This is a genomic window from Chryseobacterium sp. GQ58 (genome assembly GCF_059758895.1).
On sequence record NZ_JCAXEH010000001.1, the window covers coordinates 139944 to 158768 of the forward strand.

20 protein-coding genes are annotated in these 18825 nt (G+C 35.3%); 11 read left to right on the forward strand and 9 right to left on the reverse strand.

Annotated elements, in window-relative coordinates; all coding sequences use genetic code 11:
* The first annotated feature begins 106 nt into the window (after positions 1–106).
* The 8 genes from AC6CHK_RS00640 to AC6CHK_RS00675 all read left to right on the forward strand — a co-directional run bounded on the left by AC6CHK_RS00640 (position 107) and on the right by AC6CHK_RS00675 (position 8076).
* Positions 107–1015: a DUF4349 domain-containing protein gene (locus AC6CHK_RS00640; RefSeq protein ID WP_498092581.1), complete on the forward strand. Its 909-nt coding sequence runs from the start codon at positions 107–109 to the stop codon at positions 1013–1015.
* A 173-nt stretch (positions 1016–1188) separates the two neighbouring features.
* On the forward strand, positions 1189–2832 hold the full coding sequence (gene pgi / locus AC6CHK_RS00645; RefSeq protein ID WP_498092583.1) for a glucose-6-phosphate isomerase: 1644 nt from the start codon (positions 1189–1191) through the stop codon (positions 2830–2832).
* Between the two features lie 92 nt (positions 2833–2924).
* A complete protein-coding gene (locus AC6CHK_RS00650; RefSeq protein WP_498092585.1) occupies positions 2925–3809 on the forward strand; it encodes a bifunctional 5,10-methylenetetrahydrofolate dehydrogenase/5,10-methenyltetrahydrofolate cyclohydrolase in 885 nt (294 codons plus the stop codon).
* Positions 3810–3816: 7 nt separating this feature from the next.
* Entirely contained in the window at positions 3817–4446 is a 630-nt protein-coding gene (locus tag AC6CHK_RS00655; protein WP_498092587.1) for a 7-carboxy-7-deazaguanine synthase QueE, read from the forward strand.
* Between the two features lie 41 nt (positions 4447–4487).
* Complete coding sequence (locus tag AC6CHK_RS00660) at positions 4488–5858, forward strand: exopolysaccharide biosynthesis polyprenyl glycosylphosphotransferase (protein ID WP_498092589.1); 1371 nt, start codon at positions 4488–4490, stop codon at positions 5856–5858.
* A gap of 28 nt (positions 5859–5886) precedes the next feature.
* Complete coding sequence (locus AC6CHK_RS00665; protein WP_498092591.1) at positions 5887–6639, forward strand: MlaE family ABC transporter permease; 753 nt, start codon at positions 5887–5889, stop codon at positions 6637–6639.
* Positions 6639–7454 carry an ABC transporter ATP-binding protein gene (locus AC6CHK_RS00670; RefSeq protein ID WP_498092593.1) on the forward strand — a complete coding sequence of 272 codons (816 nt, stop codon included), beginning with the start codon at positions 6639–6641 and terminating at the stop codon, positions 7452–7454. Before AC6CHK_RS00665 ends, AC6CHK_RS00670 begins: the two co-directional genes overlap by 1 nt.
* A complete protein-coding gene (locus AC6CHK_RS00675) occupies positions 7438–8076 on the forward strand; it encodes an outer membrane beta-barrel protein (RefSeq protein WP_498092595.1) in 639 nt (212 codons plus the stop codon). The genes AC6CHK_RS00670 and AC6CHK_RS00675 overlap by 17 nt, the downstream gene beginning before the upstream one ends.
* A gap of 35 nt (positions 8077–8111) precedes the next feature.
* On the opposite strand, the gene AC6CHK_RS00680 is transcribed toward AC6CHK_RS00675, so the two are convergent.
* Both AC6CHK_RS00680 and AC6CHK_RS00685 read right to left on the reverse strand, forming a co-directional pair.
* Complete coding sequence (locus tag AC6CHK_RS00680) at positions 8112–8429, reverse strand: hypothetical protein (RefSeq protein WP_498092597.1); 318 nt, start codon at positions 8427–8429, stop codon at positions 8112–8114.
* 46 nt (positions 8430–8475) lie between these two features.
* Positions 8476–9279, reverse strand: coding sequence for a M48 family metallopeptidase (locus AC6CHK_RS00685; RefSeq protein WP_498092598.1), 804 nt, complete (start codon positions 9277–9279; stop codon positions 8476–8478).
* A 92-nt stretch (positions 9280–9371) separates the two neighbouring features.
* Between AC6CHK_RS00685 and AC6CHK_RS00690 the strand changes: the two genes are divergently transcribed.
* The gene (locus tag AC6CHK_RS00690; RefSeq protein WP_498092600.1) at positions 9372–9923 is read left to right on the forward strand and encodes a DUF4251 domain-containing protein; all 552 of its coding nucleotides are present in this window, start codon (positions 9372–9374) and stop codon (positions 9921–9923) included.
* On the opposite strand, the gene meaB is transcribed toward AC6CHK_RS00690, so the two are convergent.
* The gene (meaB, locus tag AC6CHK_RS00695) at positions 9920–10903 is read right to left on the reverse strand and encodes a methylmalonyl Co-A mutase-associated GTPase MeaB (protein WP_498092602.1); all 984 of its coding nucleotides are present in this window, start codon (positions 10901–10903) and stop codon (positions 9920–9922) included. The genes AC6CHK_RS00690 and meaB overlap by 4 nt on opposite strands.
* Before the next feature lie 201 nt (positions 10904–11104).
* Between meaB and AC6CHK_RS00700 the strand changes: the two genes are divergently transcribed.
* Together AC6CHK_RS00700 and AC6CHK_RS00705 are read left to right on the forward strand one after the other, a co-directional pair.
* On the forward strand, positions 11105–11389 hold the full coding sequence (locus AC6CHK_RS00700) for a c-type cytochrome (RefSeq protein ID WP_498092604.1): 285 nt from the start codon (positions 11105–11107) through the stop codon (positions 11387–11389).
* Positions 11390–11416: 27 nt separating this feature from the next.
* Complete coding sequence (locus AC6CHK_RS00705) at positions 11417–11704, forward strand: cytochrome C (protein ID WP_498092606.1); 288 nt, start codon at positions 11417–11419, stop codon at positions 11702–11704.
* A 16-nt stretch (positions 11705–11720) separates the two neighbouring features.
* Here the strand turns inward: AC6CHK_RS00705 and AC6CHK_RS00710 are convergent, their stop codons facing one another.
* From AC6CHK_RS00710 to scpA, 6 genes are all read right to left on the reverse strand, one after another.
* Positions 11721–12713 carry an enolase C-terminal domain-like protein gene (locus tag AC6CHK_RS00710; protein ID WP_498092608.1) on the reverse strand — a complete coding sequence of 331 codons (993 nt, stop codon included), beginning with the start codon at positions 12711–12713 and terminating at the stop codon, positions 11721–11723.
* A gap of 25 nt (positions 12714–12738) precedes the next feature.
* The gene (locus tag AC6CHK_RS00715) at positions 12739–13254 is read right to left on the reverse strand and encodes a tetratricopeptide repeat protein (protein WP_498092610.1); all 516 of its coding nucleotides are present in this window, start codon (positions 13252–13254) and stop codon (positions 12739–12741) included.
* Positions 13241–13939, reverse strand: a complete 699-nt coding sequence (gene prfH / locus AC6CHK_RS00720) for a peptide chain release factor H (RefSeq protein WP_498092612.1) — start codon at positions 13937–13939, stop codon at positions 13241–13243. The genes AC6CHK_RS00715 and prfH overlap by 14 nt, the downstream gene beginning before the upstream one ends.
* A gap of 90 nt (positions 13940–14029) precedes the next feature.
* Entirely contained in the window at positions 14030–15421 is a 1392-nt protein-coding gene (locus tag AC6CHK_RS00725; RefSeq protein ID WP_498092614.1) for an RtcB family protein, read from the reverse strand.
* A gap of 604 nt (positions 15422–16025) precedes the next feature.
* On the reverse strand, positions 16026–16526 hold the full coding sequence (locus AC6CHK_RS00730) for a hypothetical protein (RefSeq protein WP_498092616.1): 501 nt from the start codon (positions 16524–16526) through the stop codon (positions 16026–16028).
* 58 nt (positions 16527–16584) lie between these two features.
* A complete protein-coding gene (gene scpA / locus AC6CHK_RS00735; RefSeq protein ID WP_498092618.1) occupies positions 16585–18705 on the reverse strand; it encodes a methylmalonyl-CoA mutase in 2121 nt (706 codons plus the stop codon).
* Positions 18706–18825: the final 120 nt, after the last annotated feature.

Sequence of the window (18825 nt, forward strand, 5' to 3'; positions counted from 1 at the left end):
ATTTAAAAATAATATTATGAAATCGCCATTAACTAAATTTTATTCAATAAACATACATCAAAAAGGCGATAACATGTGACAATTAAAAAACAATAAAAATTTACATATGAAAACAACTTACATCAGATTATCATTGGCTTCAATACTTTTATTAGGAATTTATTCATGCAAAAAAGGTGAAGCAGCAACAAGTGATTACGCAGTTTCGGAGCCGGAATACAATAAAGAAATCGCAGCAGACAGTATTTCTTCGGCAGCAACAATGAAAGTGAAAGACAAGCAATTCATTAAAACCGCAAACGTAAACATGGAAGTAAAAGACGTTTACGAAGCTACTATTTCCATTGAAAAGTCGGTGCAGGAATTGGGCGGATTTGTTACGAACAGCAATTTGCAAAGTAATGTGGTTGAAGAAAAAACATACAATACATCCAATGAAAATGCGATGCTGATAAAAAAATATCAAACAGAAAACGCAATGCAAGTTCGCGTTCCGACTGAAAAATTGGGCGAACTTTTAACTTTAATTAATAATAAAAAATTGTTCCTCAATTCAAGAATTATCAATGCCGAAGATGTAACGTCAAGCATAAAATATGCAGAAATGGAAGGTAAAAGAATTAAAAAAACAAGCGAAAATATTTCTCAGCTAAAGGCCAATAAAGATAAAGTACAGTTCGACAACAACAATATGTCGGAAGAAAATATGCAGCAACTGGCAAATTTGGACGTGACGGACAACCTGAAATACAGCACAATCGACATTTTCATCAAGGAACCGAAACTTCGTATTGCAGAAATTGCCATTACTAATACCAACAATATTGACGATAAATATAAGTTCAATTTTATTTACAGCGCGAAAGAAGCTTTTGTGGAAGGCTATTATTTAATTCAGAAAATAGTTGTTGGATTAATTACCATTTGGCCGGTTTTACTAATCGGAGCTGTAATTGTTTATTTTTTAAGAAAAAGAAAATCAATCAAAAAAGATCATCAAACCGTTTCTGAGTAATTAAACTATTCTAACCTTTTGGGTTATCTGCATATTTTAATTTCAAACCTCTGTATTCTTTGCGGAGGTTTTATGGTTTTGAGATATTCATGCCATTCATTTTTTCCTTAAATTTGCAAATTAGAAATTTAGTGAATTATCAGAATCTGATTTTAAACTTAATCCTTGAAAATATGTTATCAAAAATAAATCCCATCCAAACAAACAGCTGGAAAGCACTTGACCAACACTTCGCAGAACTCGACTTTGATTTACGGAGTCTTTTTCAATATAATCCGAATCGTTTTGAGGAATTTTCTTTAAAAAAAGACAACTTTCTTTTTGATTATTCAAAGAACTTTATCACCGCTGAAACAAAACAGCTTTTATTGAATCTGGCAGAAGAATGTCAGTTGAAAGATGCTATTTCTAAAATGTTTTCAGGCGATAAAATCAACGAAACAGAAGGAAGAGCCGTTCTGCATACCGCTTTGAGGGATTTTTCCGATAAAGAAATTTTGGTTGACGGTGAGAACATCAAACCTCAAATTAAAAGAGTTTTGGATCACATGAAATCTTTTTCTGAAAGCATCATTTCAGGTTCACATAAAGGTTTCAGCGGAAAAGAAATCACAGATGTTGTAAATATCGGAATCGGAGGCTCAGATTTGGGGCCCGTAATGGTGGTTTCGGCCTTGAAGCATTTTAAAACACGATTGGACGTTCATTTTGTTTCAAATGTAGACGGAAATCATATCGCTGAAGTTGTGAAGAATTTAAATCCTGAAACAACTTTATTTATCATTGCTTCCAAAACATTTACAACTCAGGAAACAATGACGAATGCCAATTCGGCAAAAGATTGGTTTTTGAAAGCAGGAAAACAGGAAGATGTTGCAAAACACTTTGTCGCCTTATCAACTAATATTCAATCAGTTAAAGACTTCGGAATTGCAGAAGAAAACATCTTCGAATTTTGGGATTGGGTTGGCGGAAGATATTCATTGTGGAGCGCAATTGGCTTAAGTATCGTTCTTTCAGTTGGATATGAAAATTTCGAACAATTATTAAAAGGTGCTGAAAATACAGATCAACATTTTCAAACTGCTAATTTCTCAGAAAATATTCCTGTTTTAATGGGATTATTGGGAATTTGGTATCGTAATTTTTATGCTGCAACAACTTATGCTATTTTACCTTATTCACAATATTTGGACAGATTTGCAGCTTATCTTCAGCAAGGCGACATGGAAAGCAACGGGAAATGTGTTGACCGAAATGGCGAATTTGTAGAATATGAAACAGGACCAATTATTTGGGGCGAACCGGGAACAAACGGACAACACGCTTTTTATCAACTGATTCATCAAGGAACAGAATTGATTCCTGCAGATTTTATTGCGTATGCGAAAAGTCCAAACAAAGTTTCTGATCATCAGAATAAACTTTTAGCTAACTTTTTCGCCCAAACTGAAGCATTGGCTTTCGGAAAAACGGAAGACGAAGTTGAAGAAGAATTGAAAAACTCAGGGAAATCTGAAGACGAAATTGATTTCTTGTTAAATTATAAAGTCTTCCACGGAAATACACCAACTAACTCCATATTATTCAACGAATTAACTCCTTTTTCATTGGGCCAGTTGATTGCGATGTACGAACACAAAATTTTCGTTCAAGGTGTCATCTGGAATATTTTCAGTTTTGACCAATTCGGTGTGGAATTAGGAAAAGTTTTAGCAAACAAAATCTTACCGGAATTGGAAAACAATGAGACAATTAGCTCTCATGATAGTTCTACAAACGGACTGATCAATTATTATAAAGCAAATAAAAAATGATAATGAAGTAGATGTAGGATTTGACGGAAATGAAAGTAAACTCAAATTCTAAAATCTAACTTTTAAAATCTAACATCTAATAAAAAAGTAAAATGGCAGAAATTCTTGACGGATTAAAAGTATCCAAAGAAATAAAAGCAGAAATCAAGGTTGAAGTTGATAAAATCATTGCAAGCAAAAGAAGAGCTCCTCACTTGGTAGCTATTCTTGTAGGCAACAACGGAGCAAGCAAGGCGTACGTGAATGCTAAAGTGAAAGATTGCGAAGAAGTTGGCTTTCAATCCAGCTTAATCAAGTTTCCAAGCACGGTTTCTGAATCTGAATTATTGGAAAAAATTGATGAATTAAACAAATCTAAAGCAGTTGACGGTTTCATCGTTCAGTTGCCTTTACCTGACCAGGTTGATCAGGAGAAAATCATTAATGCAATTGATCCAAGAAAAGATGTTGACGGTTTCCACCCTGAAAATTTCGGAAAAATGGCTTTAGAAATGGATACCTTTTTGCCTGCAACTCCGTTCGGAATTTTAACATTATTAGAAAGATATAATATTGAAACGAAAGGTAAAGATTGTGTCATCATCGGAAGAAGTAAAATTGTCGGAAGACCAATGAGTATTTTGATGGGAAGAAAAGATTTCCCAGGGAATTCAACGGTTACATTGACACATTCTTATACAAAAGACATCGAAGAATATACCAAGAAAGCAGATATTGTCATTACGGCTTTGGGTGATCCTCACTTTTTAAAGGGAGAAATGATCAAAGAAGGCGCCGTAATTATCGACGTAGGAATTACAAGAGTAGACAACGACTCTCCAAAAGGATATTATTTGGCTGGTGATGTAGATTTCGACAGTTGTGCTGCAAAAGCAAGCTGGATCACGCCGGTTCCGGGAGGGGTTGGACCAATGACAAGAGCAATGCTGATGAAAAACACAATTATTGCTTATAAAACTTCGGTCTATAACGACTAATTTTAAAATGAATAAAGAAGAAGATATTTTATTGAAAGAAGGTAAAATGCTCCCTGTAATGGAGCATTTTTACACTCTTCAGGGTGAAGGAGCACACACCGGAAAAGCAGCTTATTTCATCAGATTGGGTGGTTGCGATGTCGGGTGCCACTGGTGTGATGTGAAGGAAAGCTGGGACCCGAATTTACATCCGCTAATGAATGCAGAAGAAATTGCAAAAACGGCGGCAAGTCACTGCAAAACAATTGTTTTAACAGGTGGTGAACCCTTAATGTGGAATTTAAACATTCTTACATCCAAATTAAAAGAATTGGGATGCACCATTCATATTGAAACTTCGGGAGCCTATCCGATGAGCGGACAAATCGACTGGATCACCCTTTCACCGAAGAAAACAGGACTTCCAAAAGAAGAAATTTATCAAAAAGCAAGCGAACTTAAAGTAATTGTTTTTAATAATAATGATTTTAAATTTGCAGAAGAACAGGCTGCAAAGGTATCTGAAAACTGCACATTATATCTTCAGAGCGAATGGAGCAAAAGAGACGAAATGTACCCAAAAATTACAGATTTCATTTTGGCGAATCCGGAATGGCGGGCTTCAGTTCAGACGCATAAATACCTTAATATCCCATAAAAATATGTAACTTAGGTTTTCTATTCGGATAATAGTAATATATGCAGAGAATTCGATATTCCAGATATCTTAAGCTGATTATCATCTTGCTCGACCTTTTGGTGCTTGCCTCTGTTTTTATATTTTTTTTTGTAAGCAGAAATCCGGATCTGATTCATGATAAAAGTCTTTGGTATCAAAATTCTTTTTCTTTATTGCTGCTTGTTTCTTTCTGGATTTTGTTGAGCGGAAGAACAAAAATTTACAGTATCTCGAGAAATCTTGCCTATACCCTTTTTATTGAGCGCATCATAATCCATTTTTTAACATTTATATTGGGATTATTGCTTATCCGAAAGGTGAGCAACAATACGTTTTTCAGTTCGGAGCTAGCTTGGCTTTCATTATATCTTTTTTCATTTATATTTTTAGCTAAATCTGTTATTTTCTTTGTCATAAAATATATTCGTTCGTTGGGTATCAACCATAGAAATGTCATGTTTATTTGCGAAAACAGTTCTGCTGAAGCTTTAAAAAATATTCTTACTGAAAGAAAAGATTACGGATATAAAATTTTTAATTACAATTCTGAAAATTTAAATACTGAAGAACTTGTTGCATTTTGGAAAGCAAACGGAATACATACATTATTTCTGCCCACAAACAATTCTTTAGATAAAAATCTTGAAGACGAATTGTATCGCGTGGCAGAAGCCAATAAAGTTCATGTTTCTTTGATTCCGGAAATTTCCAAAAACAATTTTTTCTTTTTCGATTTAGAATATATTCACACGCAGCCGGTTCTGAATCAAGCCAAATATCCTTTGGATTATTATTCAAATTTTTTATTAAAAAGAATTTTTGATATTGTTTTTTCTATAATGGTCTTAGTTTTGATCTGCTCTTGGTTGTTTCCTATTATTGCTTTTCTAATCAAAAGAAGCTCAAAAGGGCCTGTTTTTTTTGTTCAGAAAAGATATGGTTTTCACGAAGAGGTTTTTAATTGTATAAAATTTCGGACAATGGTTCCGAATGATGATTCTACAACTAAAACAACCAGCGTCAATGATTCAAGAATAACCAAAATAGGGAAGTTTTTGAGGAAAACAAGTTTAGATGAATTGCCGCAGTTCATCAATGTCTTAAAAGGCGAAATGTCTGTTGTGGGGCCACGTCCTCATATGTTGGCGGTAGATAATTATTATAAGCCTAAAATAGGAAGATATACCTTAAGAAGTTTGGTAAATCCCGGAATTACGGGCCTTGCACAAGTAAATGGATTACGCGGAGACTCTGGAAATGTAGAAGTTGAAATGAATAAACGAGTACTTGCTGATGCTTTTTATGTAAGAAACTGGAATTTCGTTTTAGATCTGGTTATCATTTTAAAAACCATATTACTTGTTGTAGGCGGCGACAAAAATGCAAAATAAAATAAATAAAAAAGTCTAATTTAGCAGAATGTTAAAAAAGTTTTTTACAGCGATAGGAGAATACATGATTCTCCTTGGAAAATCCCTCCAAAAGCCTCAGAAAATGAGAGTTTTCTGGAAGCTGTTTCTAAGAGAGATCAACGATTTGGGGGTCAACTCATTTGGTTTGGTCATTTTCACCTCTATCTTTGTGGGTGCGGTAGTTGCCATTCAGATGTTCAATAATTTTGATGCATCATCGTTTCCCATTCCTCCTTCATTTGTAGGATATGCTACTAAAGCGGTATTGGTTTTAGAGTTTTCACCTACAATTATCAGTTTGATTCTGGCCGGTAAAGTTGGTTCTTATATAGCTTCAAGTATTGGTACGATGAGAGTTTCGGAGCAAATTGACGCTTTGGATATTATGGGTGTGAATTCTCCAAATTTCCTTATTCTTCCAAAAATACTTGCCTGTATGATCTTCAATCCTTTATTGATTGCGATAAGTATTGTATTTGGTATTGGTGGCGGTTATTTGGCCGGAATGTTAACCGGTAACTGGACAGAAGCAGATTATATCAGCGGAATACAAATGTATATGCCAAATCTATTTATTATTTATGCATTTACAAAAACTACTGTCTTCGCTTTTATTATTGCGACAGTTCCTTCATATTTCGGATATTTCGTAAAGGGAGGCTCGCTGGAAGTTGGTAGAGCAAGTACGCAGGCGGTTGTTTGGACGATGGTTTTCATCATTATTTCCGAATTAATTTTAACACAATTAATATTAAGCTGATGATTGAGGTAAAAGATCTTAAAAAGAGTTTTGGTGATGTTGAAGTGCTTAAAGGAATTTCAACCACTTTTGAAAAAGGAAAAACAAATCTTATTATAGGCCAGAGTGGCTCGGGAAAAACCGTTTTCCTTAAAAGTTTATTGAATGTTTATCAGCCTTCTTCAGGTGAAATCCTGTTTGACGGAAGAAACATCAATGTGATGAACCGAGAAGAAAAACAGCAGCTGCGTTCTGAGATCGGAACTCTTTTTCAGGGAAGTGCATTGTTTGATTCTCTTACTGTAGAAGAAAATATTATGTTTCCGCTGGATATGTTTACCAATTTAACTTTCAGAGAAAAGAAAAGAAGAGTTTTTGAGGTAATAGGAAGAGTACATTTGGATAAGGCCAACAGAAAATTTCCGTCTGAAATTTCAGGAGGAATGCAAAAGCGTGTAGCCATTGCAAGAGCTATTGTGAATCATCCAAAATATCTGTTTTGTGACGAGCCCAACTCCGGACTCGATCCCTATACTTCGAATGTAATTGATGATCTTTTGCTCGAGATCACCAAAGAATACAATACCACAACCATCATCAATACTCACGATATGAATTCTGTGATGACGATTGGCGAGAAAATTGTTTACTTAAGATTAGGAATTAAAGAATGGGAAGGAAATAAAGACATTTTGATTACAGCAGGTAATAAAAATCTTATAGACTTTGTTTATTCTTCCGAATTGTTTAAAGAATTAAGAGAGTATTTACTCGAGAACAATAAAACTATTGAAAATACAGTCACTAAAATCGACGAAAATGAAAAAGATAACTAGCATCGCTTTATTAAGCTTTTCGATTGCTGCATCAGCTCAGATTTCTCTTGCAGCTAAAGCAAATGTATTGATTCCTACAAGCTCAGCTTCATGGAAAAACCTTAAGACCGCTGCAACTAATGCAGTTGAACAAAAAGGAAAAAACATTACGGGTTTCAATGCCGGTTTGTCGTTGAAAATTGACCTGCCAACTGCATTATATGTAATGCCTGAAATTTATTATACCAACTTCAGCAACGAGGTAACATTAGCCAATGATGCTACCGGAGAACAGACAACTATTAAAGCGAAAAGCAGCAGAGTTGATATTCCCGTGCTTGTAGGTGTGAATGTTTTGGGAGATCTTTTAAGCGCATACGCAGGTCCTGTCGGAAGTTTTAATCTTGCTAAAGATGATAACTTCAACAATTTTGTACAAAAAGTGAACGCCAATGAATTTACAGTTGGTTATCAAATTGGTGTACAAAGTGAAATTAAAAGCGTTATCCTTTCTGCAAAATACGAAGGTGCATTTTCTAAAGATCAGAGAAAATTCATCAACAATGTAGCAGGTTCTAGTCAGGAAATCAATTATGACAACAGACCGGGCCTATTTATGCTTGGTTTAGGTTATAAATTTTAATTAACATAATCAAACTTATAAAAAAAATCCTCAAATTAAATTTGAGGATTTTCCTGTTTATTTTCTCTTTCTATCTCTGCTTGTCTTTTTACAATTTCAGCAGCCTTTTTTTCTAAATCTTCTTTTTCCTGTTGAAGGCGTTTAAATTCTCTTCTTTTTTCTTCAGCCTTTATCGCAGAACCTTTGCTGATGTAGCCTGTCATTCCACCGATAATCAAGCCAATTCCCACACCAGCCATTACACCCATCATATGTGACAATGTTATTTTCTCTGCTGTAAAGTCTGTTGTCAGGTAAAAGAGCAGCACAGATACTGCAAGAAGAACTAAGCCTGTAATAGAAATACTTTTCATAATTGTATGTTTAGATTAAAGATTTATTAAATATAAGAAAATTTAATTAACCTTTTCCACCTGCAGCTCTATAATATTCTAAAGCTTTTGGCAAATCTTTCTGAATATCTCCTATTCTTGTTTCAGGACTTGGGTGAGTTGACAAAAATTCCGGTTGTCTGTTTCCTGAAGATGACGCTTCCATTCTATTCCAGAAAGGAATTGCCTGTTTAGGATCATATCCCGCCATTGACATCAAATATAGTCCCATTTCGTCTGCTTCAGACTCCTGCGCTCTTCCATATTTTAACAAAGCAACCTGCGAACCGATAGGATAAACTTGCTGAAAAATACTTGCCCATTGCGAGTTTGAAATAGTACCTCCTAAAATAGCGCCGCCATATTGTGCCACCATTGCCTGAGAAATTCTTTCATTCCCGTGTCCTGCTAAAGCATGAGAAACTTCGTGTCCCATTACAACTGCAAGACCTGTATCATCTTTAGTAATAGGAAGAATTCCTGTGTAAACCGCTACTTTACCGCCCGGCATACACCATGCATTCACCTGTTTATCTTGTATAAGATTAAACTCCCATCTATAGCTTGCAAGATCTGCGCTTCTTCCTATGTTTGCATAATATTTTTCAGCAGCAGTCTTTATTCTGTTACCCACGTTTCTTACGCTTTGAGCCTGAGACCCCGTAATTACTTTCGATTCGGTCAAAGTTTGCTTATATTGCTGCAAAGCCATTGCTTCAATTTCAGAATTATTTGCGATCTGTAAAGAAGATCTTCCTGTAATAGGATTTGTCGTACAAGCTGCAACAGAAAGTACTGTTGCTCCAATTCCTAATAAATGTGTAATTTTCATAGTTTAGCGTATTATTATTTCAACCTTACAATTTTTATTCCAAAATATAGATTTGCATACATTTTGCTATATTATTTACTAATTTTAGTATCATGAAAAAGTATATAACATTTATATCAGTTTTTATATTGACCTTCTTTTTTCAAAGCTGTTCTTCGCAAAATACTGTAGATTCCCAAACCGTAAATGCTTTATTAAATTCCGAAGAGTTTACTTTTCACGCAGAAAGAGCCAATCCTACCAATTATGATGTGATCAATGTGATGAATTCTATTCCGAATTCCACGTCAACGAGAATGCTGCAATTAGACGGTGAAGGCTATGTTATAGAACTGAAAAAAGATAAAATGGAGGTTGTTTTGCCTTATTTCGGAAGAGTTTTTAATCCTTCATACGGAAATCCTTCCAACAACAGCTACCGATTTACCTCAAAAGATTATTCCGTAAACAAGACACAAAACAAAAAAGGAAACTGGATTTTTAAAATCAAACCGAATGATGCGAATAATGTTTCTGAAATCATTATCGAAGTTTTCAAAAACGGAAGAGCATTTACTTCAATCAGAAGCAACGACAGACAGCCAATAACGTACGACGGATATATTTCTAAAAATGAGGAAATTAAGAAGTCTGAAAAGCCTTAATCTTGGTTAAAGAACTTATCAACAAACAATTTTGCTTCGGTGCTTGGATTTGAAATCAATGTCGAAGCATTTTTTTTATGCTGAATATAAGACTGTTCCAAAGGTTCATTTCTTTTCATCATTGATAAAATATATTCCTGAACCCAATATTCAAATCTTTTTTCAGATTGTTGCGTGCGCACGAGCTCAAATCTTTCGTTTTTCTTTTTTAATTGAATGAATTCGTCAATTTTTTCGTAAACTTCATCAAGTCCGTTATTGTGAAGCGCAGATCCTAATAAAACCGGAACTTTCCAGCCTTTTTCTTTAGCAGGAATAAAATCTAAAGCACGCTTCAATTCAAGCTTTGTATTTTTCGCTTTTTGAAGATTATCCTGCTCTACTTTATTAATGAAAACGACATCAACCATTTCCATAATTCCGCGTTTTATCCCTTGAAGTTCATCGCCGCCGCCAATTATTTTCAGGAATAAAAAAACATCGGTAATATCTGCAACCAAAACTTCAGATTGCCCGACTCCGACCGTTTCAATTAAAACATAATCGTAACCGGCTGCTTCACAGATCATCATCGTTTCAAAAGTTGTATTGGCAACACCTCCCAAAAAACCTGAACTTGGTGAAGGACGAATAAAAGCATTTTCCTCTTTAGCCAATTCCTCCATTCTTGTTTTATCACCCAAAATACTTCCTTTGTTGATAGCCGAGCTTGGATCTATTGCTAAAACAGCTACTTTTTTACCATTTGAAATGGCCAGTCTTCCGAAATTTTCAATAAAAGTAGACTTTCCCGCTCCCGGAACTCCGGTAATTCCTATACGAATCGATTTTCCTGTGAAAGGCATGATTTGTTTTAATAATTCGTCAGCCTGAGTTCTGTGTTCGGATTTTTTACTTTCGACCAAAGTAATAGCTTTTGCAATCAGGCGCTTGTTGCCGGATCGGATACCTTCTATTAATTCTTGTGTTGAAAAATTCATTGATTCAAAAATAATAATTAAATACGAATTAAGTGTTGTCAATTGTAAATAGTCAATCATCAATTTAAACTCAACATCAACAAATCACCATTAACTTTTCACAATCAACAGCTTCCTTAATTTTATTTCTTCTAAATTAAATACGGTTATAAAAAGCGCTTTCGTAAATGCTTATTTTTGTTATAAATCAAATTTTAAAACATGAGAAAAGCCTTCGCTGCTTCATTTATTATTGTCGTTTTATTAACTTCCTGCACGCCAAAAGCTACAGCAATTGCTGAGCCCGTAAAGACTTCTGCAGACCAATTGGCACAAGGAAAAACAATTTTTGAAAATGCATGCAAACGATGCCACGATTTGCCTGATCCGACAGCTTACACTTCGGTGCAATGGGTGGGAATTATGAATTCTATGGCGCCAAAAGCAAAATTAAACGACGCGCAGCATCAATGGGTTTATGATTATGTAGTTTCTGTGAAAAAGTAATCAAATCATTTCACCAAAAATAGTATTATGAAAAAGTTAATTTTAAGTGTTATTGTGTGTTCCGCATTTATGATTTCTTGTGGACCTAAAAGTATGGCCGTAACAGGACCGAAGTACACATCGTCTGAACAGTTGACTCAAGGGAAAACAATTTTTGAAAACTCCTGCAACAAATGTCACGGGCTTCCAAATCCGGAAAAACATGATGATAAAGGCTGGATAAAAACCTTAAGCAGAATGGCTCCGAGAGCTAAATTGAACGACGATCAACATCAGATGGTTTATGATTATCTGATTTCTGTAAATAAAAAATAGGCGTTCAACCGAAAGTCTATTTTAGCTTAATTCCTAAACCTGATCTTCCGGATAAAATTATTTTTCCGTTTTCTACAAAATTTCCTGTGGCGTAATCATTGGAAACAAGATTTGCTCCGTCCAAATCTAAATAATCAGCCAAACCGCCTAAAACACAACCCGCAGAAATTCCGACAGTAGATTCTGTCATGCAGCCGATCATGATTTTGTAGTTTAATTCATGGGCTTTTTTGATCATTTCCAAAGCTGGAGTCAATCCTCCACATTTCATTAATTTGATATTAATGCTTTTATAATACGGAATTAATCCGTCCAAAGAATCAATATCCTGACAATCTTCATCTGCCATCCAATTGGCAAAACTTTCTTTCTTTAAAACCTGATAATTGCCGATTGGACGCGGTTGCTCCAGATATTCAACCTTTTGAACTTCAACATTTTTCTGAAGCCAAATACAATCTTCATCGGTAAAACTTGCGTTGGAATCTAATGCGATGTTTTTATTGATTTCTAAAAGTTTTTCAACCTCGTTTTTGTTCAATCCTTTACATTTTACCTTAAATTTATTCCAGTTGCTATGTTTAATTTTTTTGATCTGTTCTTCAATTGGCGCAACAGAAATCGTGATCGAACTTTCAACTAAATTATCAGAAGGAATTTGATTTAATTCAATAAAACTTTTGTTTTCCAACTTTCCAAACAAGTCCCAATATGCACAATCCAAAGCAGAAAGCAAAAACGGATGCAGATTGAAATTCAACAAAAAACTAAAAAAATCTTTAGGAGGAATAATTTTCTGACCTTCAATTTGATATTTAATTTCTTTTAATTTTGAAATAAAAAATTGAAGATTAATCTGATAATAATCGATTGCAACACATTCTCCGTAACCTTTACAATTGTGAAAAGATAACTCTATCAGTAATGCTTCTCTTTTATTGTAATTCCCGTAAGCAATTGAAAATGTTTCTTTTAAGTGTAATTGTTTAAGTTCAAACCGTAATTCCATTATTAAATTTACAAAAAAAGGAGACTTATTTTGTCTCCTTCTTCTTTTTAATTTGCTTTTTCTTCGGCATTTTTTCCTTTAAAAATTTTTTGCGTTCTTTTATCAATTCGAAACTACATATTGTAAAGCAATATTTTTCAGCTTCACATAAAAATTTCAAAGCGTTGGTGAAACTTCCTCTTTTCTCGGAAAGCAACGATCTGTAAAGCCAAATTATTGATTTGTCTATTCCTTTGATTTTCAATGAATATTTTATCAATTTTTCTGCTTCATGAAAATCTTCGTTATCCAAAAGGCATTTAATATAATATTGCGGAACATTGAGATTCGTAACATCACATTGCATAGCTTCTTCAAAATAGAGCTTTGCTTTTTCATAATCGGTCAGCATTTCGCTGTAGACTCTTCCCATCAAACACAGGCTGTCAGCATCTTCCGGATCATAAGACAAGGCATAATTTAATGCTTCCAGACAATCCGGTAAATTGTAAGGATAATTATCTAAAGCCTCGAAATAATATTTATTTTTAGTTAAGGTCATTTTTGTAGTTTTTTAATTCATTTTTTATTTGATTTCTTTGTTTTTTGAAAGATTTTTTCTGATAATTCTTTTTAAAATCTGTTCCGGAAAACGTACGGATCGGATTTCCTCTCTGAACATTTAAATGATTGTTCCAAGTTTCCTGGATTCGTTTTTCTAATTGTTGAATGTGGATTTCCAAAACTTTTTCCTTTAATCTTGTAATCGACAATTTTTTATTCTCCAATTGCGCGCGCGAATCCTGCACGAAAACACTTTGCTTTGTCGGTAAATGTGTCGCACGAACGGCGGTGTTCACTTTATTCACGTTTTGTCCACCACTTCCTTGACTTCGAGTTGTTTGAAATTGAATATCTTTTTCATTAAATTGAATTTCTTCCAATCCTTCCAATTCAAAAATTCCGACGAACCAGTTTCTTCTTTTGTGCAGTTTTCGGAATGTACTTTTACCTGTCCAGCAAATGCTTCCGAGCCATGTTTTTAAAAATTCATTTAAATTTTTTCCTTTTAAAAGTATGGTTACGGATTTTAATGTCAGATTTTCATCGCCATTTTCACGATGAATTATTTCGTAATCTATTTTATTATTTTTTACTTCCTCAAGGAAAACCTTTAGAACTTTGGCAACTACCCATTGACATTCTAAAGGTCCTTTTCCTGAGGTTATTTGTATTAATTTGTCCATTGTTTTTTAATTTTTTTGTCATTCTGACGAAGGAAGAATCTCTTTTAAAATGTTAAGATTCTTCACTACGTTCAGAATGACAGAATGTATTTATTTATCCATTCTCACAATTCTAGGCTGAAAAGTTCCGAGAATATCTACCAATTCGCTTTGGGCGTTCATGACTTCATTAATGTTTTTATAAGCCATCGGTGCTTCTTCGGTATTTCCGCCTATCAAAGTGACATTCTTTAATTTTAATTCTTTCTTGATGTCATTTTGAGTGAAACGGTTTCTACATTCGCCTCTTGAGAAAGCTCTTCCCGCTCCGTGTGAAGCTGAGTTTAGTGAATCCGGATTTCCTTTTCCTCGAACAATAAATCCTTTTGCCGTCATCGATCCGGGAATCATTCCCAATTCATTTTCATTCGCCGGAGTTGCTCCTTTTCTGTGAACGATCACTTCTTTTCCGTTGTGGATTTCTTTCCAGGCGAAGTTGTGATGGTTTTCAATTCTGGCTTTCACTCTTCCACCGACTGCTTTTACCAATCTTCTGTGAATATCGTCGTGACAGGCCGAAGCGTAATCTCCTGCGAGATTCATCGCCGTCCAGTATTCTAATCCGAGATGCGTATTTAAATCTAGCCAAGCGAAGTTTTGGGCTTCTTTTGGCAACGGACATTGTTCTGTTGCAACTCTCGAATAATACTGAGCGATTTCTGCTCCCAAACCACGCGAACCGCTGTGTGAAAGAATTCCGAGGTATTCTCCTTTTGGAAGATTGATTTGTTTATCTTCTTCCGTGATTTCCACTTCCCCGAATTCCACAAAATGATTTCCGCCACCAGAACTTCCCATTTGTTTGATGGCTTTTCCTTTTAATCTTCTCAAAATCGGAATCATATCGAACGTATCTCTGTCGAAAATTTCATGATCGACGTGAGATTTGTGCGTTTCATACATCCCGAATTTGGTGTGTTCGGCAAGAGCTTTTTCATATTTATCTCTTGCTCCATCCAGATATGAAATTGGTATATCCAAAATACTAAGGCTCATTCTGCAGCCAATATCCATCCCGACTCCGTAAGGAATCACCGCATTTTCTACGGCGAGAACTCCGCCAATCGGAAGCCCGTAACCACTGTGCGCATCAGGCATTAAAGCTCCATGCGTCGCAATTGGAAGTTTCAATGCTGTGTATAATTGATTTTTTGCTTCATCTGAAATATTGTTTCCGAAAATCTGGAAAGAAGCTCGGTTTGTATTGAGCATTCTTTTCTCGGTTTTCCTGGATGACAGCAAAGCTTCTGCAATTTGTCCGAAGGTTAAATCTTTTTCATAATTCTCCGGATTGATCAGAATTTCCTTTAAAAGCGATTTCACATGATGAATATTTTTCGTGGCAAAATTTCTTTTCATGACTTCCAAAGCGATGTTGATGCTTTGATTATTTGGATAGCCCAATTTTAATATATCTTTTCCTTTAAGTTTTAAATTTCCCATTGTTTGTTTAATAAGATGTTAGATATTCGACGCCAGATGTACACATCCCTGCAGCGAATACTTTTTTCAACTAAAATTTTAGTTGATTTGTGTTTTGTCATTTTGAGATGAGATTCTTCCTTCGTCAGAATGACAATCCGGAATTCTTTCCTAGCCCCGATTGCAGCATTTGTTTGAGCTCATTTTGTTGGGTTTCGGCGGCGGCTTTGCCGCCGCCGAAACCCAACAAAATAGCGAGTGCGGAAAGCGGGATATAGCTCCTAAAAATAGATTTGCTATTCGGAAAGGTTCCTAAATTTTAAAAAATGATTTCAGGGAAATTTGTTTGAGTTTGAAATATTGCGCAATAAAAAACCCGAAATCTTACGGCTTCGGGTTTTGATATTTCATGTACTTTTATTCTAAGAATGTACCAAACCACGAAGCCTCGCCTTTGCAAAAGGCAATCCTGCTGATGAATGTTGATTGTATTTGAACATTGCTTCGTTGTTTTTTTAATAATTAAACTTGATTTTCAGGTGCAAATATATACATTTTTCTGAATATCAAAATTTTTCAAGAAAAAACCTGAATAATTTCTTATCCAGGTTTCTTATTTTTGATTTTAATCTTTTGATCCTAAGCTGTCCATTTCATCTTCCATTCCTCTGTTTGAGCCTGAACGATACACTCTTTCTGAACCTAAAAAGTAAACATCGTGTTTTGCTTTTGCAATGATTCCGTTGTATTCGTCTTCGGACATTCCTTCTGGAATTTTTTTCTCATTATCGGATGATTTTCTGTACACTTCAAGAGCTCCTTTTTCATTTAAAATATCCTTTGCTCTTTTTGCCTGATCAATATCTGCCGCGTAAACAATTACATTGATTTTCCCGACACTTTCTCTTCGATAAGCATCCAACATTTCTGCATCATGCGCGAAAACATAGCTGAAAAATCCTTTTGTTTGTTCATCTTCCTGATAATCATTGGTTGATGATTCTTGTTCATATTTGGATTTTGATACAACAATATCTGCTTCATTGAAACCCAAATCCGTTAAATCTTTTTTTATTTCCTCTGTCTCAACAGTTGCCGGAAATACTGAAATTACTGTATAAGCCATAATGATTTTTTTCTTATTAATACAAAAACCATACAACTTATACCATTTAAAAATTGAATTATCCTAAAAATTTCTCTAAAATATCAACCGCACATTTCGGTAAATTGGTTCCGGGACCAAAAATAAAGTCTGCTCCGTTTGCATAAAGAAATTCATAATCCTGCTGCGGAATAACTCCTCCAACAACAATCGTAATATCATCCGCACCCAATTTTTTCAATTCTTCAACAACTTGAGGCACCAATGTTTTGTGACCCGCCGCCAAAGATGAAACTCCTAAAATGTGAATATCATTTTCCACGGCCTGTTTCGCAACTTCTTCCGGAGTCTGGAACAACGGCGCAACATCGACATCAAATCCCATGTCTGCAAATGCTGTTGCAACCACTTTCGCACCTCTGTCGTGACCGTCTTGTCCCATTTTTGCAACCATCAATCTTGGACGACGACCTTCTTCTTCTTCAAATTTTTGTGTTAATTGAAGTGCTTTACCAAAATATTCGTTTTTACCTGCATTCATGGCGTAAACTCCAGAAATTGTTCTAATATTTGCTTTATATCTTCCGAAACTTTCTTCCATTGCATCGCTCATTTCGCCAAGCGTTACTCTGCTTCGAGCTGCTTCGATACACAATGCGAGAAGGTTTCCTTTTCCTGTTTTTGCGGATTCGCGGATTTCGTTTAAAATCTGCTCAACAGCCTCGGTATTTCTTTCTTTTTTTATTGAATCTAATCTTTCGATCTGCTTTCGGCGAACTTCTGTATTATCAATATCAAGAATCTCAATTTGGCCCTGTTTTAATGATGATCGGAAAGAATTTACACCAATAATGAATTCTTCTCCACTATCAATTTTAGCCTGTTTTTTCGCAGCTGCTTCTTCAATTCTCATCTTTGGAATTCCAGCTTCGATGGCTTTTGTCATTCCGCCTTCTTTCTCCACCTCATCAATATATTTCATTGCTTCCTCAATCATCTGCTGCGTAAGGCTTTCTACAAAATTGCTTCCGCCCATCGGATCGACAACATCGCAAATTCCACTTTCCTGCTGAAGAATAATCTGTGTGTTTCTTGCAATTTTTGCAGAATAATCCGTCGGAAGCGCAATTGCTTCATCCAAAGCGTTCGTGTGAAGAGATTGAGTTCCACCCAAAGCAGAAGACAATGCTTCAATCGCAGTTCTTGTTATATTATTAAATGGTTCCTGCTCCGTCAAAGACCACCCGGATGTTTGAGAATGTGTTCTTAAAGCTAAAGATTTTGGATTTTGAGGATTAAATTGCTTTAAAAGTTCAGCCCAAATATATCTTGCAGCACGCATTTTTGCAATTTCCATGAAATGATTCATCCCGATTGCCCAGAAAAATGATAATCTTGGCGCAAAATCATCGACCTTCATTCCTGCTTTTATTCCTGTTCTTACATATTCGAGCCCGTCTGCCAAAGTATACGCCATTTCCAGAACCGGAGTTGCTCCCGCTTCCTGCATGTGATACCCTGAAATAGAAATTGAGTTGAATTTCGGAATATTCTGAGACGTATATTCAAATATATCTGCAATGATCTTCATGGAAGGCGCTGGCGGGTAAATGTAAGTATTTCGTACCATAAATTCTTTCAAAATATCATTCTGAATCGTTCCTGAAAGCAATTCCTGAGAAACGCTTTGCTCTTCTGCCGCAACAATATAAAAAGATAAAATCGGAAGAACTGCGCCGTTCATCGTCATTGAAACCGAAATCTGATCTAATGGAATTTCATTAAACAAAATCTTCATATCTTCAACAGAATCAATGGCAACTCCTGCTTTCCCTACATCGCCGACAACTCTTGCATGGTCTGAATCATAACCTCTGTGTGTCGCCAAATCAAAAGCCACGGAAAGCCCTTTCTGGCCTGCTGCTAAGTTTCTTCTGTAAAAAGCATTCGATTCTTCAGCCGTTGAAAATCCTGCATACTGACGAACCGTCCAAGGTTTTTGCACATACATTGTTGAGTATGGGCCTCTTAAATAAGGAGCAACTCCCGGAGAAGTTTGTGTTAATGACTGATTTTTAACATCTTCTGCTTTGTAAGAAGACTTTAATTGAAGTCCATCTTTTTCGAAGCTGTATTCCTCTCTCTCTCGAGATGAAATACTCTTAAAGTCTGGCTTCTTCACAGAAATTGTCTTTCGCATTTCAATAATTTTATCCTGTAAAGTTAATTTTTTTGAGTGAAACACAAAACCAGGGTTTCATTCTTTTCAATCTGTATTTTTATTCATAAAAAAAGCCGGACATATGCCCGGTTTTACATT